The sequence below is a fragment of the Micromonospora sp. NBC_01412 genome (genome assembly GCF_045040215.1).
Taxonomy (GTDB): domain Bacteria; phylum Actinomycetota; class Actinomycetes; order Mycobacteriales; family Micromonosporaceae; genus Micromonospora; species Micromonospora rubida.
On record NZ_CP109528.1, the window covers coordinates 2,085,433 to 2,105,991 of the forward strand.

21 protein-coding genes and 3 pseudogenes are annotated in these 20,559 nt (G+C 72.7%); 12 read left to right on the plus strand and 12 right to left on the minus strand.

Annotated features, from left to right (window positions below):
• Together OG617_RS09280 and OG617_RS09285 are read left to right on the plus strand one after the other, a co-directional pair.
• A complete protein-coding gene (locus tag OG617_RS09280) occupies nucleotides 1-1,932 on the plus strand; it encodes a fumarate reductase/succinate dehydrogenase flavoprotein subunit (RefSeq protein WP_405100458.1) in 1,932 nt (643 codons plus the stop codon).
• Nucleotides 1,932-2,996, plus strand: a complete 1,065-nt coding sequence (locus OG617_RS09285; RefSeq protein WP_405100460.1) for a succinate dehydrogenase/fumarate reductase iron-sulfur subunit — start codon at nucleotides 1,932-1,934, stop codon at nucleotides 2,994-2,996. The genes OG617_RS09280 and OG617_RS09285 overlap by 1 nt, the downstream gene beginning before the upstream one ends.
• An 86-nt stretch (nucleotides 2,997-3,082) precedes the next feature.
• On the opposite strand, the gene OG617_RS09290 is transcribed toward OG617_RS09285, so the two are convergent.
• Nucleotides 3,083-3,523: a (deoxy)nucleoside triphosphate pyrophosphohydrolase gene (locus OG617_RS09290; RefSeq protein WP_405100462.1), complete on the minus strand. Its 441-nt coding sequence runs from the start codon at nucleotides 3,521-3,523 to the stop codon at nucleotides 3,083-3,085.
• A gap of 183 nt (nucleotides 3,524-3,706) precedes the next feature.
• Here OG617_RS09290 and OG617_RS09295 point away from each other — a divergent pair, with 183 nt between their 5' ends.
• Nucleotides 3,707-4,015 (plus strand): 4a-hydroxytetrahydrobiopterin dehydratase, encoded by a 309-nt coding sequence (locus tag OG617_RS09295; RefSeq protein WP_405100464.1) that lies wholly within the window; start codon nucleotides 3,707-3,709, stop codon nucleotides 4,013-4,015.
• Between the two features lie 44 nt (nucleotides 4,016-4,059).
• Nucleotides 4,060-4,422, plus strand: coding sequence for a PH domain-containing protein (locus tag OG617_RS09300; protein WP_396676954.1), 363 nt, complete (start codon nucleotides 4,060-4,062; stop codon nucleotides 4,420-4,422).
• A gap of 75 nt (nucleotides 4,423-4,497) precedes the next feature.
• Here OG617_RS09300 and OG617_RS09305 read toward each other — a convergent pair whose 3' ends face one another.
• Nucleotides 4,498-4,800, minus strand: a complete 303-nt coding sequence (locus tag OG617_RS09305) for a helix-turn-helix domain-containing protein (protein ID WP_405100467.1) — start codon at nucleotides 4,798-4,800, stop codon at nucleotides 4,498-4,500.
• 66 nt (nucleotides 4,801-4,866) lie between these two features.
• On the opposite strand from OG617_RS09305, the gene map reads away from it, so the two are divergent.
• Both map and OG617_RS09315 read left to right on the plus strand, forming a co-directional pair.
• Nucleotides 4,867-5,667 (plus strand): type I methionyl aminopeptidase, encoded by an 801-nt coding sequence (gene map / locus OG617_RS09310; RefSeq protein ID WP_405100469.1) that lies wholly within the window; start codon nucleotides 4,867-4,869, stop codon nucleotides 5,665-5,667.
• Nucleotides 5,668-6,250: 583 nt separating this feature from the next.
• On the plus strand, nucleotides 6,251-6,454 hold the full coding sequence (locus tag OG617_RS09315) for a hypothetical protein (protein ID WP_405100471.1): 204 nt from the start codon (nucleotides 6,251-6,253) through the stop codon (nucleotides 6,452-6,454).
• A gap of 8 nt (nucleotides 6,455-6,462) precedes the next feature.
• Here OG617_RS09315 and OG617_RS09320 read toward each other — a convergent pair whose 3' ends face one another.
• The 4 genes and pseudogenes from OG617_RS09320 to OG617_RS09335 form a co-directional block, all read right to left on the minus strand.
• Nucleotides 6,463-7,407, minus strand: coding sequence for an acyltransferase domain-containing protein (locus OG617_RS09320; RefSeq protein ID WP_405100473.1), 945 nt, complete (start codon nucleotides 7,405-7,407; stop codon nucleotides 6,463-6,465).
• Between the two features lie 25 nt (nucleotides 7,408-7,432).
• Nucleotides 7,433-7,531, minus strand: a pseudogene (locus tag OG617_RS09325) (IS5/IS1182 family transposase); the annotation flags it as partial.
• The gene (locus tag OG617_RS09330) at nucleotides 7,532-7,789 is read right to left on the minus strand and encodes a hypothetical protein (protein ID WP_405100475.1); all 258 of its coding nucleotides are present in this window, start codon (nucleotides 7,787-7,789) and stop codon (nucleotides 7,532-7,534) included.
• A complete protein-coding gene (locus tag OG617_RS09335; RefSeq protein ID WP_405100477.1) occupies nucleotides 7,789-8,019 on the minus strand; it encodes a DivIVA domain-containing protein in 231 nt (76 codons plus the stop codon). The genes OG617_RS09330 and OG617_RS09335 overlap by 1 nt, the downstream gene beginning before the upstream one ends.
• A 235-nt stretch (nucleotides 8,020-8,254) precedes the next feature.
• Here OG617_RS09335 and OG617_RS09340 point away from each other — a divergent pair, with 235 nt between their 5' ends.
• Together OG617_RS09340 and OG617_RS09345 are read left to right on the plus strand one after the other, a co-directional pair.
• Nucleotides 8,255-8,668, plus strand: a complete 414-nt coding sequence (locus OG617_RS09340; RefSeq protein ID WP_405100479.1) for a GntR family transcriptional regulator — start codon at nucleotides 8,255-8,257, stop codon at nucleotides 8,666-8,668.
• 141 nt (nucleotides 8,669-8,809) lie between these two features.
• Nucleotides 8,810-9,529, plus strand: coding sequence for a vancomycin high temperature exclusion protein (locus OG617_RS09345; protein WP_405100481.1), 720 nt, complete (start codon nucleotides 8,810-8,812; stop codon nucleotides 9,527-9,529).
• 42 nt (nucleotides 9,530-9,571) lie between these two features.
• Here OG617_RS09345 and OG617_RS09350 read toward each other — a convergent pair whose 3' ends face one another.
• The 6 genes and pseudogenes from OG617_RS09350 to OG617_RS09375 form a co-directional block, all read right to left on the minus strand.
• Nucleotides 9,572-9,817 carry a hypothetical protein gene (locus tag OG617_RS09350; RefSeq protein ID WP_405100483.1) on the minus strand — a complete coding sequence of 82 codons (246 nt, stop codon included), beginning with the start codon at nucleotides 9,815-9,817 and terminating at the stop codon, nucleotides 9,572-9,574.
• 25 nt (nucleotides 9,818-9,842) lie between these two features.
• Complete coding sequence (locus tag OG617_RS09355) at nucleotides 9,843-10,754, minus strand: alpha/beta hydrolase (RefSeq protein WP_405100485.1); 912 nt, start codon at nucleotides 10,752-10,754, stop codon at nucleotides 9,843-9,845.
• 176 nt (nucleotides 10,755-10,930) lie between these two features.
• The gene (locus OG617_RS09360) at nucleotides 10,931-11,557 is read right to left on the minus strand and encodes a histidine phosphatase family protein (RefSeq protein ID WP_405100487.1); all 627 of its coding nucleotides are present in this window, start codon (nucleotides 11,555-11,557) and stop codon (nucleotides 10,931-10,933) included.
• 61 nt (nucleotides 11,558-11,618) lie between these two features.
• On the minus strand, nucleotides 11,619-12,704 hold the full coding sequence (gene ychF / locus OG617_RS09365; protein ID WP_405100489.1) for a redox-regulated ATPase YchF: 1,086 nt from the start codon (nucleotides 12,702-12,704) through the stop codon (nucleotides 11,619-11,621).
• A gap of 39 nt (nucleotides 12,705-12,743) precedes the next feature.
• The gene (locus OG617_RS09370) at nucleotides 12,744-13,478 is read right to left on the minus strand and encodes a Type 1 glutamine amidotransferase-like domain-containing protein (protein WP_405100491.1); all 735 of its coding nucleotides are present in this window, start codon (nucleotides 13,476-13,478) and stop codon (nucleotides 12,744-12,746) included.
• Nucleotides 13,479-13,831: 353 nt separating this feature from the next.
• Nucleotides 13,832-14,224, minus strand: a pseudogene (locus tag OG617_RS09375) (hypothetical protein); the annotation flags it as partial.
• 222 nt (nucleotides 14,225-14,446) lie between these two features.
• On the opposite strand from OG617_RS09375, the gene OG617_RS09380 reads away from it, so the two are divergent.
• The 4 genes and pseudogenes from OG617_RS09380 to OG617_RS09395 all read left to right on the plus strand — a co-directional run bounded on the left by OG617_RS09380 (nucleotide 14,447) and on the right by OG617_RS09395 (nucleotide 20,490).
• Nucleotides 14,447-15,952, plus strand: coding sequence for a DNA-3-methyladenine glycosylase 2 family protein (locus OG617_RS09380; protein ID WP_405100493.1), 1,506 nt, complete (start codon nucleotides 14,447-14,449; stop codon nucleotides 15,950-15,952).
• Nucleotides 15,949-16,461: a methylated-DNA--[protein]-cysteine S-methyltransferase gene (locus OG617_RS09385; protein ID WP_405100495.1), complete on the plus strand. Its 513-nt coding sequence runs from the start codon at nucleotides 15,949-15,951 to the stop codon at nucleotides 16,459-16,461. Before OG617_RS09380 ends, OG617_RS09385 begins: the two co-directional genes overlap by 4 nt.
• A 142-nt stretch (nucleotides 16,462-16,603) precedes the next feature.
• Nucleotides 16,604-18,424: pseudogene (locus tag OG617_RS09390) on the plus strand (ABC transporter ATP-binding protein); the annotation flags it as partial.
• A 104-nt stretch (nucleotides 18,425-18,528) separates the two neighbouring features.
• Nucleotides 18,529-20,490: an ABC transporter ATP-binding protein gene (locus OG617_RS09395; protein WP_405100497.1), complete on the plus strand. Its 1,962-nt coding sequence runs from the start codon at nucleotides 18,529-18,531 to the stop codon at nucleotides 20,488-20,490.
• The last annotated feature ends 69 nt before the right edge of the window (nucleotides 20,491-20,559 follow it).

The window sequence follows — 20,559 nt, forward strand, 5'->3', positions numbered from 1 at the left end:
ATGACCACCACTAATCGCATCGAACGACACCACTACGACGTCGTCGTGATCGGGGCCGGCGGCGCCGGCCTGCGCGCGGCGATCGAGGCCCGGCTCGCCGGCAAGAAGACCGCGATCATCTCGAAGTCGCTGTTCGGCAAGGCGCACACGGTGATGGCCGAGGGCGGCGCCGCCGCCGCCATGGGCAACGTGAACAGCCGGGACAACTGGCAGGTGCACTTCCGCGACACCATGCGCGGCGGCAAGTTCCTCAACAACTTCCGGATGGCCGAGCTGCACGCGAAGGAGTCGCCGCAGCGGATCTGGGAGCTGGAGACGTACGGGGCGCTCTTCGACCGCACCAAGGACGGGAAGATCTCCCAGCGCAACTTCGGCGGCCACGAGTACCCGCGGCTGGCGCACGTCGGCGACCGGACCGGCCTGGAGCTGATCCGCACCCTCCAGCAGAAGATCGTCTCCCTCCAGCAGGAGGACAAGGCTGAACTGGGCTCGTACGACGCCCGGATCAAGGTGTTCGACGAGACCACCATCACCGAGCTGCTGCTCGACGGCGAGAAGGTCGCCGGGGCGTTCGGCTACTACCGGGAGTCCGGCGAGTTCATCCTGTTCGAGGCCCCGGCGGTGGTGCTGGCCACCGGCGGCGTCGGCCGGTCGTACAAGGTCACCTCGAACTCCTGGGAGTACACCGGGGACGGGCACGCGCTGGCGCTGCGCGCCGGGGCGACGCTGATCAACATGGAGTTCCTCCAGTTCCACCCGACCGGCATGGTCTGGCCGCCCTCGGTGAAGGGCATCCTGGTCACCGAGTCGGTGCGCGGCGACGGCGGCGTGCTGAAGAACTCCGACGGCAAGCGGTTCATGTTCGACTACGTCCCCGACGTCTTCCGCAAGCAGTACGCGGAGACCGAGGAGGAGGCGGACCGCTGGTACACCGACCCGGACAACAACCGGCGCCCGCCGGAGCTGCTGCCCCGCGACGAGGTCGCCCGGGCGATCAACAGCGAGGTCAAGGCCGGTCGGGGTACGCCGGCCGGCGGCGTCTACCTGGACATCGCCTCCCGGCGTTCGGCCGAGGAGATCCGCCGCCGCCTGCCGTCGATGTACCACCAGTTCAAGGAGCTGGCCGACGTCGACATCACCAAGGAGCCGATGGAGGTCGGCCCGACCTGCCACTACGTGATGGGCGGCGTCGAGGTGGACCCGGACTCCGGGGCCGCGTTCGGCAGCGTGCGCGGGCTGTTCGCCGCGGGTGAGGTCTCCGGCGGCATGCACGGGTCGAACCGCCTCGGCGGCAACTCGCTGTCCGACCTGCTGGTCTTCGGCAAACGGGCGGGCGGCCACGCCGCGTCGTACACCGATCAGCTGACCGTGCGCCCGAAGGTGGCGATCGGCGCGGTGGAGGCCGCTGTGGAGACGGCGCTCGCGCCGTTGCAGCGCGACACCGGGGAGAGCCCCTACCAGCTCCAGCAGGACCTCCAGGTGGTGATGGGGGATCTGGTCGGAATCATCCGGCGCGAGGGCGAGCTGGCCGACGCGTTGGGCCGACTGGCCGAGCTGCGCGAGCGGGTGGCGAAGGTCAGCGCGATGGGCGGCCGGCGGTACAACCCGGGCTGGCACCTGGCGCTGGACCTGCGCAACATGCTGGTGGTCTCGGAGTGCACCGCGAAGGCGGCGCTGGAGCGGCAGGAGTCGCGCGGCGGGCATACCCGGGAGGACTTCCCGGCGATGGACCCGATGTGGCGGCGGGTGAACCTGGTCTGCTCGCTGAACGGCGACGCCGTGCGGCTGACCCACAAGCCGCTGCCGAAGATGCGGCCGGAGCTGATCGGCCTCTTCGACCGCGCGGAACTGGCCAAGTACCTGACCGACGAGGAGCTGGCCGACTTCGACGCCCTCGTCTCGGACGCCGACGCCGAGGAGGCGGGGAACTGATGGGCATCAAGCGTCACTTCAGGGTCTGGCGCGGCGACGAGAGCGGCGGCGACCTTCAGGACTACCAGGTCGAGGTCAACGAGGGCGAGGTGGTCCTCGACATCATCCACCGGCTCCAGGCCACCGACGCGCCGGACCTGGCCTGCCGGTGGAACTGCAAGGCCGGCAAGTGCGGCTCCTGCTCCATGGAAATCAACGGGATGCCCAAGCTGGGCTGCATGACCCGGATGTCGACCTTCGAGGAGAACGAGACCGTCACGGTCACCCCGCTGCGCACCTTCCCGATCATCCGGGACCTGGTCACCGACGTCTCGTTCAACTACGAGAAGGCGCGGGAGACCCCGGCGTTCGCACCGCCGGCCGGGGTGGCCCCGGGCGACTACCGGATGCAGCAGGTGGACGTCGAGCGCTCGCAGGAGTTCCGCAAGTGCATCGAGTGCTTCCTGTGCCAGAACACCTGCCACGTGATCCGGGACCACGACGAGAACAAGCACGCCTTCGCCGGCCCCCGGTACTTCATCCGGGCCGCCGAGCTGGACATGCACCCGCTCGACACGCGGACCGACCGCAGGGAGTACACACAGGCGGAGCAGGGGCTCGGCTTCTGCAACATCACCAAGTGCTGCACCGAGGTCTGCCCCGAGCACATCAAGATCACGGACAACGGGATCATCCCCATGAAGGAGCGGGTCGTCGACCGCAGGTACGATCCCCTTGTGTGGCTCGGTAACAAGATCTTTCGGAGGGGTCAAGTGCCTCAGACCTTCGTGACCAGCGCGAAGCACGGCGACGCGGTGCACTCCCACGCCGCGCATGGCGGGGTGCACTCGCACGCGGGCGACTCGCACGACCCGGCAGCCGAGGCCGAGGCCCAGGCCGGCGTCAACTGGCACCGCGAGGTGCCGAGGCCGACCGCCCCAGCGGTGGACGACAACGGCAGGCTCCCGCTGACGGAGCTCACCTTCGACCGGGCCGCCGCGCCGTCGCCGTTCGGCGACGACGTGACGTTCCCGCTGCCCCCGGAGCACCTGAACTTCGCCCACCCGGAGCAGGACAGGCACTGAGCACTGAGCACTGCGACGAAGACGGGGGCCGCGGCACGCGCCGGCGGCCCCCGTCCGCATTTCGCCCGTACGTCCGCTTCGGCCGGTCAGTCGGCGGCGAGCAGCGGGCGTAGGGCGGCGACGATCGGGGCGTCGGCGGGGAGCCAGGTGACCGTGTCGAGTTCGTGGGCGGACAGCCAGCGCAGGGCGGAGTGTTCGAGGGCCTGCGGTCGGTCGCCGTGCAGCAGGCGGGCGGCGTACACCTTGAGCACGGAGCGACCGTGGGCCATCCGCACGTTGCGGCCGACCCGGTCGCCGACCGCCACGCGTACGGCCAGTTCCTCGGCGCACTCGCGGACCAGTGCGGCTGTCTCGCTCTCCCCCGGCTCCACCTTGCCGCCCGGGAACTCCCACATCCCGGCGAACTCGGGTGGGGCGGACCGGGCGCAGGCGAGCACCCGCCCGTCCTCGATGATCGCCGCGCCGACGATCACCTTCGGTTCCGGTCGTTCGGTCTGTCCGTCCTCGCTGGCCCGTTCGGTCTGCACGGGCGTCCAGGGTGCCAGATCAATCGGCGGTTTGGGTACCGTGACCGTCCGCCAGGCCAGTAGAAGTAGGAAGTGTGGGCGTGGACACACCCTCGGTCGGACGACAGACTTGAGGCACCGGCACAGACACGGGACGGCGACGATTTGGCCACAAGCCGGCAACGACGCCTGGGAGGTGCAGTGATGCGCGTGCTGTTCAGGGGGCGCACGAAACACGACTACCTGAGCGACGCACTGACCCTGTTGACCGGGTGGACCCGGGAGGGCGAGCAGATTCGGCGCACGCTGGTGATGGACGACACCCAGCACGCCGCGCTCACCGAACGGGTGAAGGTGGTCGCCGACGCCCTGCACCTGCGCCCCGAGATCAGCCGCCGGGACGGCCGGACCCAGATCCGGGTCGGGCACGGCGACGGCGAGCCGCTCACCGAGGGCGAGGTCCTGCTGGCCGCCCGCATCGAGGACGTGTACCGGGCCGTCACGGGCGAGTGACCTCGCGCGCGGGGGCGTTGGCGCGGCCGACCTACCGTGGACCCATGGCGAACGCGACGTACGACCGCAAGGAGCAGTTCCAGCAGATCCAGAGCGGCCTCCTCGACGGTGAGCAGATCATCTCCGTCTACGACGCCGTCGGCACCGGCACCGGGTTCATCGGCCTCACCGACCGGCGCGTGATCATCCAGGACCGGTCCTTCGTCGGCAAGCGGTACGCGATCACCAGCATCCCGTACTCGAAGATCACCAGCGTGAGTGTGGTGAGCAACAAGTCGTGGGGCGGGTCGTTCTTCTCCACCGGAGCGATCGCGATCCACGTCGGCACGCACACGTACGAGGTCGAGTTCCGGGGCTCGGAGAAGAGCCACCACGTGCACAACGTGATCCTGCACTACATCTCCTGACCCTCGCCGGCGGTGAGCACCGGTGCGGGTCAGCAGACCTGTTGACGTCGCCCTAGCTGTCTGCGGGATTGCGACTTACGAGGCCAACCGCTCACGTGCGTGGTGAGCAGAGCTGGTCGGCTCAACATCACGTTCGGGCTGGTTGATCTCGGCCCACACCGCATCGAGGGAGAGGCCGAGGACGTCGGCGATCGCGGCGATGGTCGGGAAGGCAGGGGTCGCCACCCGGCCCGACTCGATCTTCCGGAGGGTCTCCGGTGAGACGCGTGCGTCGAGCGCGGTCATGAGCATCGAGCGTTCTCCCCTGGCGCGACGCAACAGGGCGCCGAGGCGCTGTCCGCGCTCGACCTCTGCGGGTGTGAGCGGCAACCTGACCATGGGTCCGATTCTAGTACCGGGATACTATGGCCGGGATAGTTATGGGTTGCGTGAGGAAGGCACCGCATGATCGAGATCCTGAACCCCACCGAACTGCCCCGCGCAAGGGAGGTAGGCGCCCTGGTCGCTGACATTTTGCAGACGCTGAAGAGCCGCAGCGCAGTCGGCACCAACCTGCAGGACATCAACCGGTGGGCCGAGGCCATGATCGTCGAGGCCGGAGCGCTGTCCTGTTACGTCGACTACGAGCCATCCTTCGGACGCGGGCCGTTCGGCCACTACATCTGCACGTCCGTCAACGACGCCGTGCTCCACGGACTGCCGTACGACTACACGCTTGCCGACGGCGATCTGCTGTCACTCGACCTCGCCGTCTCCAAGGGCGGAGTCGTTGCCGACTCTGCCATCAGCTTCATCGTTGGCAACTCAAGGCCCCCGGAGAGCGTCGCGATGATCAGCGCGACCGAGCGCGCGCTGCACGCAGGGATAGCAGCTGCCGGCCCTGGGGCTCGAGTCGGCGACATCTCCCATGCCATCGGCTCGGTCCTCCGCGAGGCGGGCTATCAGGTGAGCACCGAGTTCGGAGGTCATGGCGTCGGATCAACGATGCACCAGGACCCGCACATCTCGAACACCGGGCGGCCCGGCCGTGGATACAAACTGCGCCCTGGGCTGCTGCTGGCACTGGAGCCTTGGATCATGGCGGACACCGCTCAACTCGTCACCGACGCCGACGGGTGGACGCTCCGAAGCGCGACAGGCTGCCGGACAGCACACAGTGAGCACACGATCGCTATCACCAGCGACGGAGCCGAAATCCTCACCTTGCCGAACGCCTCAAGCGCTCCCTGTCGACGGTCGCTCTAAGCCTCGTCAGTGAGCCACAGTTCCCGGCACACGCGACACCTGCCGCCCCACTCATCCCGGTCCCAGTCGTGCTCCGTCCGAACCTGGGTGACCTCGTCACAGACCTCGCAGACCTGGGCGTAGTCGCAGGGCTCGGGAGAATGAAACCGTCGCTGAGGTGCCGGCAGGTCGGCCACCAGCACGGAACGAGTCCGGTTGTGCTGGCGCCACCTCGACTCGTGCCCGCACCGGATGCAGTCGGAAACCTGCTCGCAGGGCTCCGCCCCGCCGTGGGCTCGGCCGTACGTGTGTATCACCTTGGCGGAGAAGATCTGCCCGCAGTGCCGGCACCGCCGCTCGTGGCGGCACGGGTCGTCGGAGTCGGCGAAGTCGGACGGTAGGTGCAGCCTGAGCTGGCAGAGGGCCCGTCGGGCCCTGCCCGTCCGCTGCGGAACTGGCATCGCGCGTCCTAACCTCGGCTGCGAAAGGTGTCGATGACACTACGCCTCACCCATTCCCCACCGCTACCGAGCGCGACGCCCCGGCCACCGTCAGGCCGCGCACGGGTCGCCGGCCCTCGCCCGAGTGCCCTACCGTCGGGGACGTGACGACAGTGCTGGTTATCTTCGGGTCGGCCCTGGCGCTGGCCGTGGCCGCGTTCGTCGTGGTCGCCTGGCGGGACCGGCGGCGGCAGTCCGCCCCGGAGGACTCGGCGGCGGCCCGCGAGGCGGCCAGCACCCAGGAGCGGTACGCGGCCGAGCGGCACGGCGTCCAGGGCGAGGTGTGGCGGCGCGGGCAGACCCCCTAGGGGCGTGGCTAGATCGGGAAGCGGCCACGGCGGATGTGCCAGTGGCGGCCGGCCTTCAGGTGGTCGACGATCGCGCGCTGGAGCACGGTGCGGCGCGGCAGCCGGTCGAGCGGCGTGGTCAGGGTGCGGAACACGAACCGCAGCACCTCGACGTCGGCGTCCAACCCTTCCGGCTCCTCGTAGGGCTCCAGCTCGAACCTCTGCTGGAACCGGACGATGTTGGAGTCCCCGGGCAGGTACTCCAGCAGCTGCGGGTCGAGCAGCCACGAGCCGCAGGAGAACGCCGTGTAGCGCTCGTCGGGAAAGTGGCGCGGAAAGAACACGCGGGCCGCGTCGAGCGACGCCGCGACCGCCTCCGGGGTCATCGGCCCAGACTCGGGGATGTGCAGGTCGATGGCGGTGCCGCCGCGCTGGTGCTGCAGCCGGCCCAGCTCGTAGATGCCGCCGCGCGCGTGCAGCGTCAGCCAGCTCTGCATGACCGGCCAGCCCTCGCGGTGCATCCGCCGGTCGATCGCGAGGTTGCGGCCCAGGTCCGCGAGGGTCACCCACGACACGGCATCGGTGATGCCGTGGTCGCGGTGGTACCCCGTGACGACGTCGACCAGGGCCAGGTACGCGTACACGTATAGGTGCCGCCAGGCGGGACCCCGTTCGCGCGGCAGCGCCGGACCGGGCGACAGCCAGCCGTGGCCCCCGAGATCGGCGCGGACCAGGGCGATCGAGCGGTCGAGCAGCCAGCGCAGCTCCGGAGTCCACAGTGGGGAGCCGGGGTCGGGCCAGCCCGCCATGATCTCGGCGGCGTCGTCCGGCCGCACCGCGAGCCGGTCGAGAATCGCGGGCGCATCGGCCTTGGCGGGCAGCGGAGCCGACGGCCGGTCGCCGGCGAGCCGGTGCATGCGGTCGACGTCCTCGACGGGTACCCCGAGCCGGGCGGCGGTGTCGTCCAGATCCACGCGGACGACCCTACCGGCCGGTCGGCGTCTTCCACGGCCCGTACCGCTCGGGCAAATCCCGCCACGGCGACCCGGCCCGCTCGCGCCGATTCCGGCCGCCGCGCTGCGTGCATCCCGGCGAGGGTCAGCGGCTCGGCCGGCGGGTGCAGGGGCCGTCGTGGTCGGCCCGGAGCAGGCAGCGCCGGCCGCCCGGCAGGCGCAGGTCGCAGAAGACCCGATGCCGTACGCCCTGCTCGTCCTCGGCCGACACGGTGGTCTCCCCCGGGTCCGCCGAGGAGAGCACGCCCGCCCAGCGCGCCACCACGCGGGCGAGCCGCACCGCGCCGACCAGGTCCGGGGCGAGGACGGGCAGGTGGATGACGAACCGCCCCCGGGCCGCCATCAGTGCCGGCCCGCATTGGGTCGGCGAGCCTGCTCGGCCCGCAGCCGCCGCAACTCGCAGCCGAGCCGCGCCGTCTCCAGCCGGGCCGTCCGCAGCGCGTCGTAGTGGACGGCCAGCTCGGTGGCCAGCCGGTCCATGAACGCCTGCACCTCCCCCGGGTCCAGGCCACGTCGGCCGAACCGGGCCGACCGGAACCGCTGCGTCCGCACCTGCCAGGGCAGCAGCGACACGGACGCCAAGGAGCGCGGGCAGGGCGACGCCCCGCGCCTCCACGACGCCCGCCCGGGCCCGCCGGACCACCTGAAAAACCCGCGCACCATGAACCACCCCTCCGCCAAGACAGGTCCAACCAACCGGGGGACCATCCGAACGTTCCCCGTCGAGCACTGAGCGTAGCTGCGACTATATGCCCCGGGGCACAGGGGCACAACCAGTCTGGGCCATAGGGGAACAAGGCTCTTTGCCATGACTATCGATCCGCGCTCGCACACGCCGGTCTATGTGCAGCTCGCCGAACTTCTGCGGCAGCGGATCGAATCCGGCGAGCTGACACCCGGTTCCGCACTGCCGAGCGAGGCGCGGCTGACCCAGGAGTACGGGATCGGCCGCGAGGCGGTCCGGATGGCGATCTCGCTGCTGCGCTCCGAGGGACTCGTCGTCACGGTGCGCGGACACGGCAGCTACGTCCGTACGGCACCAGAGCGACGGCGGGTGGAGTTGCCGCCGGGGGCGTCCGTGATCGCGCGGGTGCCCAGCGCGGACGAGCGCCGGGCCATGCAGCTCGACGAGGGCGTGCCGGTCCTTGAGGTGCGCGGCCCGGAGGGTGACGTGGAGGTCCTGCCCGGCGACGAGGTCGAGCTGACCCGCCCACCGTCCTGACCCGCCGGCGGCACCGACGCCACCACCACGGGTTGGACCAGTGCTGTTCCCCGGCCTGCCGGTCAATTGAGGGCCAGCGGCCCGCCCGCCCAGAGGCGGCGGGCAAGATCAGTTGTTGGGCGGCCCTGGGATACTCGCCCCATGCGGGGTCGACTCTCCACTCTGGTCCGAAGGTTGCGCCCGGCCGACGGCAGGCGTACGCGCTGGTTGCGCCACGCCGTCGTCGCGGCCGTCGTCGGCGCGGCGCTCCTGACCGGTGGCACCGTGGCCAGTGTGCAGTGGATCCGCGGCGGCGCGGAGGGGCACATCTTCGCCGAGCAGGACGTCCCCGACGCGCCGGTCGCCCTGGTGCTGGGCACCAAGGTCCACCCCGACGGGACCCCCTCGCCGTTCCTCACCGCCCGCCTGGAGATCGCGCGGCGGCTGCTCGCCGCCGGCAAGGTACGCGCCATCCTGCTCTCCGGCGACAACATGAACCCGGACTACGACGAGCCGACCGCGATGCGGCGCTGGCTGCTCGACCATGGCGTGCCGGCGGAGAAGGTGGTGCTGGACTACGCCGGCTTCGACACGTACGACTCGTGCGCCCGCGCGAAGCGGATCTTCGGGGTGGAGCGGGCGACGGTGGTGACCCAGTCCTTCCACCTGCCCCGCGCCGTGGCGGTGTGCCGGCGGCTCGGCGTCGACGCCAGCGGCGTGGGCGACGAGACCGCCCGCGAGTACGACCGGACGTGGCGGATCAGCTCCACCCGCGAGTACGGCGCCTGCGTGAAGGCGGCGGTGGACCTGCTGTCCGGTCGCGACCCGGCCCACCTCGGCCGCCAGGAGACCGGTGTCGAGGACGCGCTGCGGAACGCGTGACGCCCCGGCCCCGGTGGCCCGACGGGCGTGACGCTGCCGGTCTCACGTGCCCGGAGGGGCGGCCGGGGCCCGTCGGTGGTTCCGGACGAGCCAGAGCACAGACTGGTGGACCACCACACCGACGGCCGCATTCAGGACCGCCAACCCGGATGCGCCGGCCAGTGCCGGCTCGACGCCCAGCACGCCGGTCGCGACGAGCAGAAGCGGCCAGCCCAGGGCCGCCACCGCGAGGGCCGCCCGCCACCAACGACCGAACACCAGGCCGAACAGGATCAGAGTCGGTATCACGGCGGTCCCCTCTCCCCTCCTCAGCCTACGCGCGTCGGGTCGGGTCGGGGCCGACCATGTGGGCGTCGAGCCAGCTCAGCATCGTGGCGGCGTACTGCGGGCTGATGCTGTCGAGGTCCTCGCCTTCGTCCAGAGTGGGATAGTGGTCGCAGCCGCCCAGCCGGCAGACGGTTGGCGGGGTGGCGGCCCCGGCGGTGGCCCGCCGCCAGGCGGCGATGCTGTCGTCGATCGGGACCCAGGCGTCGGTCGCGCCGTAGAACAGCAGCACCGGGCAGGTCACCCGGGCGAACACCGGAACCGGGTCGAAGTCCATGTCCCGCCAAGTGCCCGGCTCGTCGGGCAGCTCGCGCGGCAGGTAGACCAGCGGGAACCAGGGGCGCTCGGCGGCCCGGTCGATGGCGGCCTGCGCCGTGGCCCGGCCGAGGTCGCCCCGGTGGTACGCCTCCGTCGTGGCCCGCACCCGGCCCAGCTCGGTCAGGTCGACGTCGCCGTAGCCGTGCAGGCGGAGCTGCTCGGCGGTGCCGTAGCGCATCTGGGCGGCGGGGCTGACCCCGCTGGAGGAGACGAGCACGAGGAAGGCGACCAGGTCCGGACGGAGCGCGGCGGTCAGCGGCGCCGACCACGCGCCCTGGCTCAGCCCCCACAGCCCGACTGGCACGTCGCCGACCTGCCGGCGCAGGACACCGATGGCCGCTGCCGCGTCGGCGGCCTGGTCGGCCAGGGGAACGTCATGGCCGTCCACCCGGGGCCGGCGGTCGAAGCGCAGCACCGCGATCCCCGCGCCGGGCAGCAGCCTGGCCAGGTGCTCGTAGCAGAAGTACGACCGGTGCCCGGCCTCGGCCCCGTGCAGCACCACCAGCCCGCCCCGGACCGGGCCGACCGGCAGGTCCAGCGTGGCCGCCAACCGCACCCCGCCACCGTCTAACTCAAGCTCCACGCCGACACCCAACCACGCCCCGCCGCCCCCAGCCGCCCCTGTCGCCTCCTGCCGCCCCTGTCGCCTCCTGCCGCCTCCTGTCGGAGACCTTGGACGCTTACCGTCGCCCCGCGACGACAACTGTCCAACATCGCGAATCGGCGGGTGGGTGGGGCGGGCGGCGCCGCCCCCGGGCGTCAGGAGACGTCGCTGAAGCGGCGCAGGGTCCATCGGGCCGGCGGCCAGCCGGTGGGATCGTCGTCGGTGGTCCACTCGGTGATCGAAGCCATGGCCACCGCCACGTCGAACGCCCTGAACATCGGCTGGGCGGCGAGGGCGTGGAAGGAGCCCTCGACCGTCTCGGTGTGCCCGACCAGCACGACGGTGCCGCCCCGGTGCCGGTGCGCGATGTCCATGATCGCGCGACTGACCCTCACGACCAGCTCCGCCCAGGTCTCGTTGCCCTCCTCGAACGGCCGGAACACCCCACCGCCCGCCGTCGCGTGGTCGGTCTGGAACCGGGTCGCCGACAACCCGTCGGCGTACGGCGGGGTGTGCCAGGCGCACAGTCCGCAGTCCGCCACCGGGCTGACGCCCAGCGCCCCGGCAATGGGCCACGCGGTCTCGACCGCCCGGCGCAGCACGGAGGAGTAGACGGCCACGGGGCCGGCGGCGGCGAGTTCATCGCGGAGCCGGCCGGCCAGCCGGTGTGCCTGGTGATGGCCCGCGTCGGTCAGTCCCCGGCAGCCGTGTGGGCCACCTACGACACCCTCGACGCGGTGCACCGACTCGCCGTGCCGGACGAAGAGCAGCCGTGTTCGCATCACGCCATCATGCAGCGCACGGCCTGACCTGTCGATCAAGCGATGGCGCACAGGCCCGGATTCAGACGTTGAAGCGGAACTCCACGACGTCGCCGTCCTGCATGACGTACTCCTTGCCCTCGATGCGGACCTTGCCGGCCGCCTTCGCCGCCGCCATCGATCCGGCCGTGACCAGGTCGCCGTAGGAGACCACCTCGGCCTTGATGAAGCCGCGCTGGAAGTCGGAGTGGATCACCCCTGCGGCCTCCGGCGCGGTCGCCCCGACCGGGACGGTCCAGGCCCGCGCCTCCTTGGGCCCCGCCGTCAGGTACGTCTGGAGCCCGAGCGTGCGGAAGCCGATCCGGACGAGCTGGTTGAGGCCGGGCTCGGACTGCCCGATCGACTCCAGCAGCTCGCGGGCCTCCTCCTCGGGCAGGTCCACCAGCTCTGACTCGATCTTGGCGTCCATGAAGACGGCCTCGGCCGGGGCGACCAGGGCACGCAGCTCGTCGAGGAACTCGGCGTTGGCCAGCTCGGCCTCGTCGACGTTGAAGACGTACAGGAAGGGCTTGGTGGTGAGCAGGTGCAGCTCGCGGAGGTGCTCCAGCTCGATCTTCGCGGCGGCGGCGCCCGCGTACAGCGTGGTGCCGCCGTCGAGGACCTGGACCGCCTGCTGCGCCGCGGCCACGGCGGCGGCCCGGTCCTTGCGGAGCTTGGCCTCCTTCTCCAGCCGGGGCAGCGCCTTCTCCAGGGTCTGGAGGTCGGCCAGGATCAGCTCGGTGTTGATCGTCTCGATGTCGTCGGCCGGGGAGACCTTGCCGTCGACGTGCACCACGTTCGGGTCGGAGAAGGCCCGCACCACCTGGCAGATCGCGGACGCGTCACGGATGTTCGCCAGGAACGCGTTGCCCCGGCCCTGCCCCTTCGAGGCACCCCGGACCAGGCCGGCGATGTCGACGAACGACACCGGCGCCGGCAGCACCTTCTGCGAGGAGAAGATCTCGGCCAGCTTGTTCAGCCGCTCGTCCGGCAGCCCGACGACGCCGACGTTTGGCTCGATCGTGGCGAACGGATAGTTCGCCGCGAGCACGTCGTTCTTGGTCAGCGCGTTGAACAGGGTGCTCTTGCCGACGTTGGGCAGGCCGACGATCCCGATGGTGAGGCTCACGGACGGCCAGTCTACGCGGCCGGCACCGACCGTCGACGGTCAGCTCAGCAGACGCGGCTCGATCCGGGTCTCCCGGACGCCGCCGTCCCCGGACCGCGCGACCTCGTACGCCGCGACGCCCTCGCGGTCGGCGACCGCCTCGACCAGCCGGGTACCCCGGTAGACCAGCCCGACCCCGTCCTCGGTGCAGTGGCTGGTCGGGAGCGTGCCGTCGGCGACCAGCGCGTGCATCAGCGGTCGCCGCTGGTCCTCGCTGTCGTAGTGCACCCCGTTGCCGTACGGCAGCCAGCCCAGGCCGTCGGTGAAGCCGCGCAGCCGGGGGCCGAAGCTGTCGGTGGCGCCGCCGAGGTGCCAGCAGATCGAGCCGGCCGAGACCCCGGCCAGCACCACCCCGGCCTGCCAGCACTCGTGCAGGATCTCGTCGAGGCCGTGCACCCGCCACACCGCGCACAGGTTGGCGACGCTGCCGCCGCCGACCCAGATCACGTCCTGGGCAAGCAGGTGGGCCCGGACGTCGTCGACGTTCGGCATGGGGAACAGCGCCAGATGCGACGCCCGGAACCGGGTGCCGGCGAACGCCGCGTGGACGGCGGCGATCGAGGCGTCCCGGTCTCCGACGGCCTGGCCGAGATAGCACAGCCGCGGCTCGGGGCCGGCCTGGGCCAGCTCGGCGGCCAGCTCGAACACCGGCCCGGGGCGCAGGTCGTTCGGGCCGCGACGGCGGCTGAAGAAGCCCATGCTGGTGGCGACGATGGTCGGCTCGCTGGCGGACACGGCGATCCTCTCCTCGGGGTCCTACGGTCGGTACGGGTTCGAGGGCTCGGTAACCCCGGCATTGTGCCCCATCTCGCACTCGCGCGGTTCGCTCGACTCAGCCCTCAGCTACGCCCGGACCGCGACACCCGACGCCGCTCGCCGGCCCGCTCGCCGCCCCGCTCACCGGCCCGCTCGCGGTGGGCCGTGCCGGGTCAGCCGGCCAGCAGGCGCCGCTCCCCCGCGCCCGGCCCGACGGCCTCCCGCCCGGACCCGGCCACACCCCGCCCGGCCTCGGGGCGCTCCCCGGTGGGCAGCTCACGGCCGGTGGCCCCGGACAGCTCGTGGGTCGTGAACTCACCGCGGGCCGGCTGCGGCAGCTCGCGGACCGCCGCGGCCGGCAGCGTGAACCGGTACGCGGCGGACGGGCCGGCCGCGGTGGACTCGCCGAGCATCCAACGCACCTCGTCGACCGTCCAGCCCAACCCGGAGCGGCCGGCGATCTCCCGGACCAGGCGCAGCCCCACCCGCGTGTCGTCGTCGTAGAAGCGCATGCACCAGTGGTGCGCCCACATGCCGAGGGCACGCAGGCCCGCGGCGTCGAGCGACGCGGCGAGCCGGCCACAGGCCGTGTCCCGGAACGCCCGCCCCCGGTCACCGGCCCGGTCCCGCTCCATCGCGCCGTACGCCGCTGGGGCGACCGCCCGCATCCGGTCGTAGAAGCCCTGGACCACCGTGTGGTCGAGCCGCGCCCGCCCCGATCTCATCAGCGGACACCTCGCCCGGCCACGCTCGCCATCGCCACACCCTTCTTGAGTTGGTGGCGGGGACCGTACCGGCACCTACCGACACTTTCGGCCCGGATATCCGTTCCCGGCCGGGATGGCCGGCTGAGGTGGAGCGATGCCGCGAGAGGCCCCCGCCCACCCCCACGGCCAGGTCCGATTTCCGCGAGCCGGAGGGCCGGACGGCGGGGCACTATCGGTGACGTGGAATTGGACTTCGAGCGGTGCTACCGGGCGGTCGACAGCCGTGACCAGCGATTCGACGGCTGGTTCTACACCGGCGTGACGTCGACCGGGATCTACTGCCGGCCGTCCTGCCCGGCAATGACGCCCAAGCGGCACAACGTCCGGTTCTTCCCGTCGGCCGCCGCCGCACAGGGGGCCGGGCTGCGGGCCTGCCGCCGCTGCCGCCCGGACGCCGCCCCGGGCTCGCCCCAGTGGGACGTCCGGGCGGACGTGGTGGGGCGGGCCATGCGGCTGATCGCCGACGGGGTGGTCGACCGGGACGGCGTGCCGGGGCTGGCCACTCGGCTCGGCTACACCGAACGTCACCTGCACCGGATGCTGTGCGCCGAGCTGGGCGCCGGGCCATTGGCGCTGGCCCGGGCACAGCGCGCGCAGACCGCCCGGATCCTGATCGAGACGACCGGGCTCGGGATGGCCGAGGTCGCGTTCGCGGCCGGGTTCGGCAGCGTCCGGCAGTTCAACGACACGGTCCGCGAGGTCTACGCCGCCGCCCCGTCGGAACTGCGCGACGCCCAGGGACGGGCACCGGTGGCCGGCGGGCCGGGCACGATCGCGCTGCGGCTGGCGTACCGGCCGCCGTTGCACGCGGCGGCGCTGCTGGACTTCCTCGCGCTGCGGGCCCTGCCCGGGGTGGAGGAGGTACGCGACGGGACGTACCGTCGGAGGTTGCGGCTGCCGCACGGCGGCGCGGAGGTGGAGCTGACCCCGGTGGCCGGGCACGTGGCGGCCACGCTGCGGCTGGCCGACATGCGCGACCTGGCGCCGGCGGTGGCCCGCTGCCGACGGCTGCTCGACCTCGACGCCGACCCGGCCGCCGTGGACGGCACGCTCGCCGCCGACCCCGCCCTCGCCCCGCTGGTGGCGGCGGAGCCCGGGATCCGCGTCCCGCGCGCCGTCGACGGCTTCGAGATGCTCGTCCGCGCGATCGTCGGCCAACAGGTCTCGGTCACCTCGGCCCGAACCACCCTCACCCACCTCCTCCCCCCACCCCCTGTGCCGGGTGATCAAGAGGTTTACGTCGCCGAACCCGCTCCTCCGGGACACAAACTTCTTGATCAACCGGGGGAGCCGGGTGGGGGGCTGGTGGGGTGGGGGTTTCCTGCGGCGGAGGAGGTGTTGGGGATCGCCGACAGTGGGTTCCGGATGCCGGTGGGGCGGCGGGAGACGATCCGGGCGGCGGCGCGGGCCATCGTCGACGGGGAGCTGGACCTCGATCCGGGCGGGGACCGGGAAGAGGCCGTGCGGCGGCTGCTCAAGGTGCCCGGGATCGGCCCGTGGACGGCCGGCTACGTTTCCATGCGTGCCCTCGGCGACCCCGACGTCCTGCTCCACACCGACTTGGCCGTGCGGCGCGGTGCCGCCGCACTCGGCCTCCCCGACAACCCGAAGACCCTCGACGCGTACGCGGAACGCTGGCGACCCTGGCGCTCGTACGCGATGATCAGACTCTGGAGAGCAGCATGAACGTCACCCTCGACGGCACGGTCATGGACACGCCAATCGGTCCGCTGAGCATCCTGACCGGCCCCGACGGCGCGGTCCGGTCCGCCGGCTTCACCCCCGAACCGGAGACGCTGCTGCCGCTGATGCACTCCGGCCTGCGCGGGCCGGTCCGACAGCGGGCCGAGCTCGGCCCGGTCACCGCAGCCGTCGCCGCGTACCTGGCCGGGGAACTTACCGCGATCGACACGGTGCCGGTTGAGCAGCACACCGGCGGCGCGTTCATGGCGCACGCGTGGCGGGTGCTGCGCGAGGTCGGGCCCGGCCGCCCGGTCACCTACACCGGGTACGCCGGGCTGGCCGGTCGGCCGGCGGCGGTCCGCGCCGCGGCGGCTGCCTGCGCGCGCAACGCCGCCGCCCTGTTCGTCCCGTGTCACCGGGTGCTGCGCACCGACGGCGGCCTCGGCGGCTACCGCTGGGGGCTGGACGTGAAGCGGTGGCTGCTCGCCCACGAGGCATCCGCCGGGCGGTGAGCGCGCCGGGCCCGCCCGGCTGGCTGACACGGGGCATCCGCCGGGCGGTAAGCACACCGGGCCCGCCCGGCTGGCTCACCGAGGATCGGACGTGCTGAAAGCTGACAGCGGCGACAGTCCCGTTTGACGCTACCGTCGGTTAGTGCCTGCCGAGAGCGACGGCGACCCGGCCCAACCGGCCGACCGCGCTCGCCCGCTGCGCAACCTCTGGCGGTTCCGCCCCTACCTGCGCCCGTACGCCGCCCAGTTCTGCTGGCTGCTGGCGGCGGCGCTGGCCGGCACCGGCGCGAGCCTCGCCGTGCCGCTCGTGGTGCAGCGGGTGGTCGACGGCCCGATCGCCCGGCACGACCCGGCCGGCCTGGTCCGGCTCGGTGGTCTGGCCCTGCTGCTCGGCCTGGCCGAGGCGCTGCTGATCTTCATCCGCCGGTGGACGCAGTCCTCGTCGTCGGTGGGCATGGAGGCGGCGATCCGCGCCGACGTCTACGCCCACCTGCAACGGCTGCCGCCCGGCTTCCACGACCGGTGGCAGACCGGCCAGTTGCTCTCGCGGGTCACCAGCGACCTGTCGGTGATCCGCCGGTTCCTCTCCTTCGGCCTGCTGTTCCTGGTGCTCAACCTGGTGACGTACGCCGCCGTGGTGGTGCTGCTGATCCGTCTGCACCCCGCGCTGGGGGCGCTGGTCGCGGCCAGCGCCGCACCGCTGTTCCTGATCAGCCGTCGGTTCGGGCGGTACTACCACGGCGCGTCGCGCCGGATGCAGGACCAGCAGGGCGACGTGGCCACGCTGGTCGAGGAGACCGCGCAGGGGCTACGCACCATGAAGGCGTACGGCCGGGGGCCCGAGCTGGCCAGCCGGTTCGCGGCCAGCGCCCGGGCGCTGCACGACACCGGGGTGGCCAAGGGGCGGCTGCTGGCCCGCACCTCCGCGCTGTTCGACCTGGTGCCGAACCTGACCCTCGGCGTGGTGCTGGTCGCCGGGGCGATCGCCGCCGCCCGGGGTGTGCTCACCATCGGCGAGTTGGTCGCCTTCGTCAGCCTGCAACTGATGCTGATCTGGCCGGTGCAGTCGCTCGGCTGGATCATCGCCAACGGCCAGGAGGCGGCGACCGCCGCCGACCGCATCCAGGAGGTGCTGGACACCCGGCCCTCCATCGTGGACGCGCCGGGCGCGGTCACGCTGGCCCGGCCGGCGGTCCACGGCCGGCTGGTCTTCGACCGGGTGTCGTTCCGCTACCCGGGCACCCCCGCTCCGGTGCTGCGGGAGATCGACCTGACCGTCGAGCCGGGCGAGACCCTGGCCCTGGTCGGCGCGACCGGCACCGGCAAGAGCACCCTGCTCTCCCTGGTCCCCCGGCTGCACGAGGTGACCGGCGGGCGGATCACCCTGGACGGCCACGACCTGCGCGAGCTGCGGCTGGCCTCGCTGCGCCGGCTGGTGGGGGTGGCCTTCGAGGAGCCGACGCTGTTCTCCATGTCGGTGTGGGAGAACCTCACCCTGGGCCGCCCGGACGCCGACGAGGACGACGTCCGGGCGGCGCTCGCGCTGGCCCAGGCCGACTTCGTGTACGAGCTGCCGTGGGGACTGGCCACCCGGGTCGGTGAGCAGGGGCTCACCCTCTCCGGCGGGCAGCGGCAGCGGCTGGCGCTGGCCCGGGCGGTGCTCGGTCGGCCCGCGCTGCTGGTGCTCGACGACCCGCTGTCCGCCCTCGACGTGCACACCGAGGCACTGGTGGAGACGGCGCTGCGGCGGGTGCTGCGGGACACCACCGCGCTGCTCGTGGTGCACCGGCCGTCGACCGTGGCGCTGGCCGACCGGGTCGCGCTGCTGGAGCGGGGCCGGATCACGGCGATCGGCACCCACTCGCGGCTGCTGGCCGAGGTTCCGGCGTACCGGGCGGTCCTCTCCGCCGCCCCGGCCGCGAACTCCGGCGCCCCGACCGCCCCCTCCGGCGCCCCGACCACCCCGACCACGCCGACCGCGCCCTACACCGGCCCGACCACGTCGGCCACCGGCCCCGGCCCGACCACGTCGGCCACCGGCCCGGACGAGCGGGGACTGGTGCTGTCGTGACCGCCGCCGATGCCACGGTCCGCCACCCCGAGGACGAGCCCGCCGACGGGCCGGGCAGCCCGCCGGGCGCGACCGGCCGACGGGGCCGGAGCGCGGCGGACCGGCAGGCACGGGCCGCGCCGGACCTGGACCGGTGGCGGGGGCGGGCCACCGACCCGGAGGCGGACCGCAGCCGGGCGGAGGAGGCGACGCCCGAGGCGCTCGCCCGGCTGCGCACCCGCAGCCGGGCGCTGCTGCGGGACCTGCTGCGCCCGCACCGGCGCCGGCTCGGGACGGCCGTCGGGCTGCTGCTGGCGCAGAACGCCGCCGCCATGTCCGGGCCGTACCTGGTGATGCTCGGCATCGACCGGGCGATCGCTCCGCTGCGGGCCGGGGACAGCGGGCCGCTCGTCGCGATCGCCGGGGCCTTCGCCGCCGCCGCGCTGACCGAGTACGCGGCCCGGCGCGGCTTCCTGGCCCTCTCCACCCGGATCGGACAGGCCGTCCTGCTGGAGCTGCGGCAGCGGGTGTACGGCCACTTCCTGCGGCTGTCCGTCGGCTTCCACGAGCGCTACACCTCGGGCCGGATGATCTCCCGGCTGACCAGCGACCTGGACTCCATCGCCGAACTGGTCGACGGCGGCGTGGACAGCCTCGTCCTCGCCGCCCTGTCCATCCTGTCCGTGGCCGGCATCCTGCTCTGGCTGGACGCGCCGCTGGCCGCGGTGACCCTGCTGGCGTTCCCGTTCCTGTTCTGGCTGTCCCGCTGGTTCGCCCGCGCGTCGGCCGGGGCGTACCGGCGGACCCGGGAGGCGGTGGCGCTGCTGATCGTCCACTTCGTGGAGTCGCTGCGCGGCATCCGCGCGGTGCAGGCGTACCGGCGGGAGCCGCGCAACCAGCGGATCTTCGCCGCCGTCAACGACGACTACCGGCGGACCAGCCTGCACGCGTTCCGGCTGATCGCCACGTACTCGCCGGGGATCAAGGTGATCGGCAACGTGACCGTGGCGGTCGTGCTCGGCTACGGCGGGACCCGGGTGCTCGGCGGCGGGATGGAGGTGGGGGTGCTCGCCGCGTTCCTGCTGTACCTGCGCCGGTTCTTCGAGCCGATGCAGGAGCTGAGCCAGTTCTACAACTCGCTCCAGTCGGCGACGGCGGCGCTGGAGAAGCTGGCCGGGGTGCTCGACGAGCGGCCGGCGGTGGCCGAGCCGGCCCGCCCGACGCCGCTGCCCGACGGCCCGGGGCGGGGGGCGGTGGAGTTCCGGTCGGTCTCGTTCGGGTACCGGGCCGACGCGCCGATCCTGACCGGCCTGGACCTGACCGTGCCGGCCGGGCAGACCGTCGCGCTGGTCGGCCCGACGGGCGCGGGCAAGTCGACGATCGCCAAGCTGCTGGCCCGCTTCCACGACCCGGACGCCGGCACGGCCCACCTGGACGGGGTCGACCTGCGGGACCTGGCCGACGCCGAGCTGCGCCGGGCGGTCGTGCTGGTCACCCAGGAGAACCACCTGTTCACCGGCTCGGTGGCGGAGAACATCCGGTTCGGCCGGCCGGGCGCGGACGACGCGGCGGTGCGGGACGCGGCCCGGGCGATCGGCGCGCACGACTTCATCGCCGCCCTGCCCGACGGGTACGACACGCAGGTGCGTCGGCGCGGTGGCCGGCTCTCGGCCGGGCAACGCCAGCTCGTGGCGTTCGCCCGGGCGTTCCTCGCCGACCCCCGGGTGCTGGTCCTGGACGAGGCGACGTCGTCGCTCGACGTACCCACGGAGCGGCTGGTGCAGCGGGCGCTCGCCACCGTGCTGCGCGACCGGACGGCGCTGGTGATCGCGCACCGGCTGTCCACGGTGGAGACCGCCGACCGGGTGCTGGTCCTCGACGGCGGCCGGGTCGTGGAGGACGGTCCGCCGGATCGGCTGGCCGGCACCGACGGTCGGTACGCGGCGCTGCACCGGCAGTGGCGCGAGTCGCTGATCTGAGCGCGGGATATGCCGCCCGGCCCGCACGGGACAGCCCTGGCCGATGGGAGGTGCCTAGAATCACAAACT

Coding starts and splice junctions, on each gene's coding strand:
- OG617_RS09280 (WP_405100458.1), top strand. CDS start 1: ATGACCACCACTAATCGCATCGAACGACACCACTACGACGTCGTCGTG.
- OG617_RS09285 (WP_405100460.1), top strand. CDS start 1,932: ATGGGCATCAAGCGTCACTTCAGGGTCTGGCGCGGCGACGAGAGCGGC.
- OG617_RS09295 (WP_405100464.1), top strand. CDS start 3,707: ATGCGCGTGCTGTTCAGGGGGCGCACGAAACACGACTACCTGAGCGAC.
- OG617_RS09300 (WP_396676954.1), top strand. CDS start 4,060: ATGGCGAACGCGACGTACGACCGCAAGGAGCAGTTCCAGCAGATCCAG.
- OG617_RS09305 (WP_405100467.1), bottom strand. CDS start 4,800: ATGGTCAGGTTGCCGCTCACACCCGCAGAGGTCGAGCGCGGACAGCGC.
- map (WP_405100469.1), top strand. CDS start 4,867: ATGATCGAGATCCTGAACCCCACCGAACTGCCCCGCGCAAGGGAGGTA.
- OG617_RS09330 (WP_405100475.1), bottom strand. CDS start 7,789: ATGGCGGCCCGGGGGCGGTTCGTCATCCACCTGCCCGTCCTCGCCCCG.
- OG617_RS09340 (WP_405100479.1), top strand. CDS start 8,255: ATGACTATCGATCCGCGCTCGCACACGCCGGTCTATGTGCAGCTCGCC.
- OG617_RS09345 (WP_405100481.1), top strand. CDS start 8,810: ATGCGGGGTCGACTCTCCACTCTGGTCCGAAGGTTGCGCCCGGCCGAC.
- OG617_RS09360 (WP_405100487.1), bottom strand. CDS start 11,557: ATGCGAACACGGCTGCTCTTCGTCCGGCACGGCGAGTCGGTGCACCGC.
- OG617_RS09385 (WP_405100495.1), top strand. CDS start 15,949: ATGAACGTCACCCTCGACGGCACGGTCATGGACACGCCAATCGGTCCG.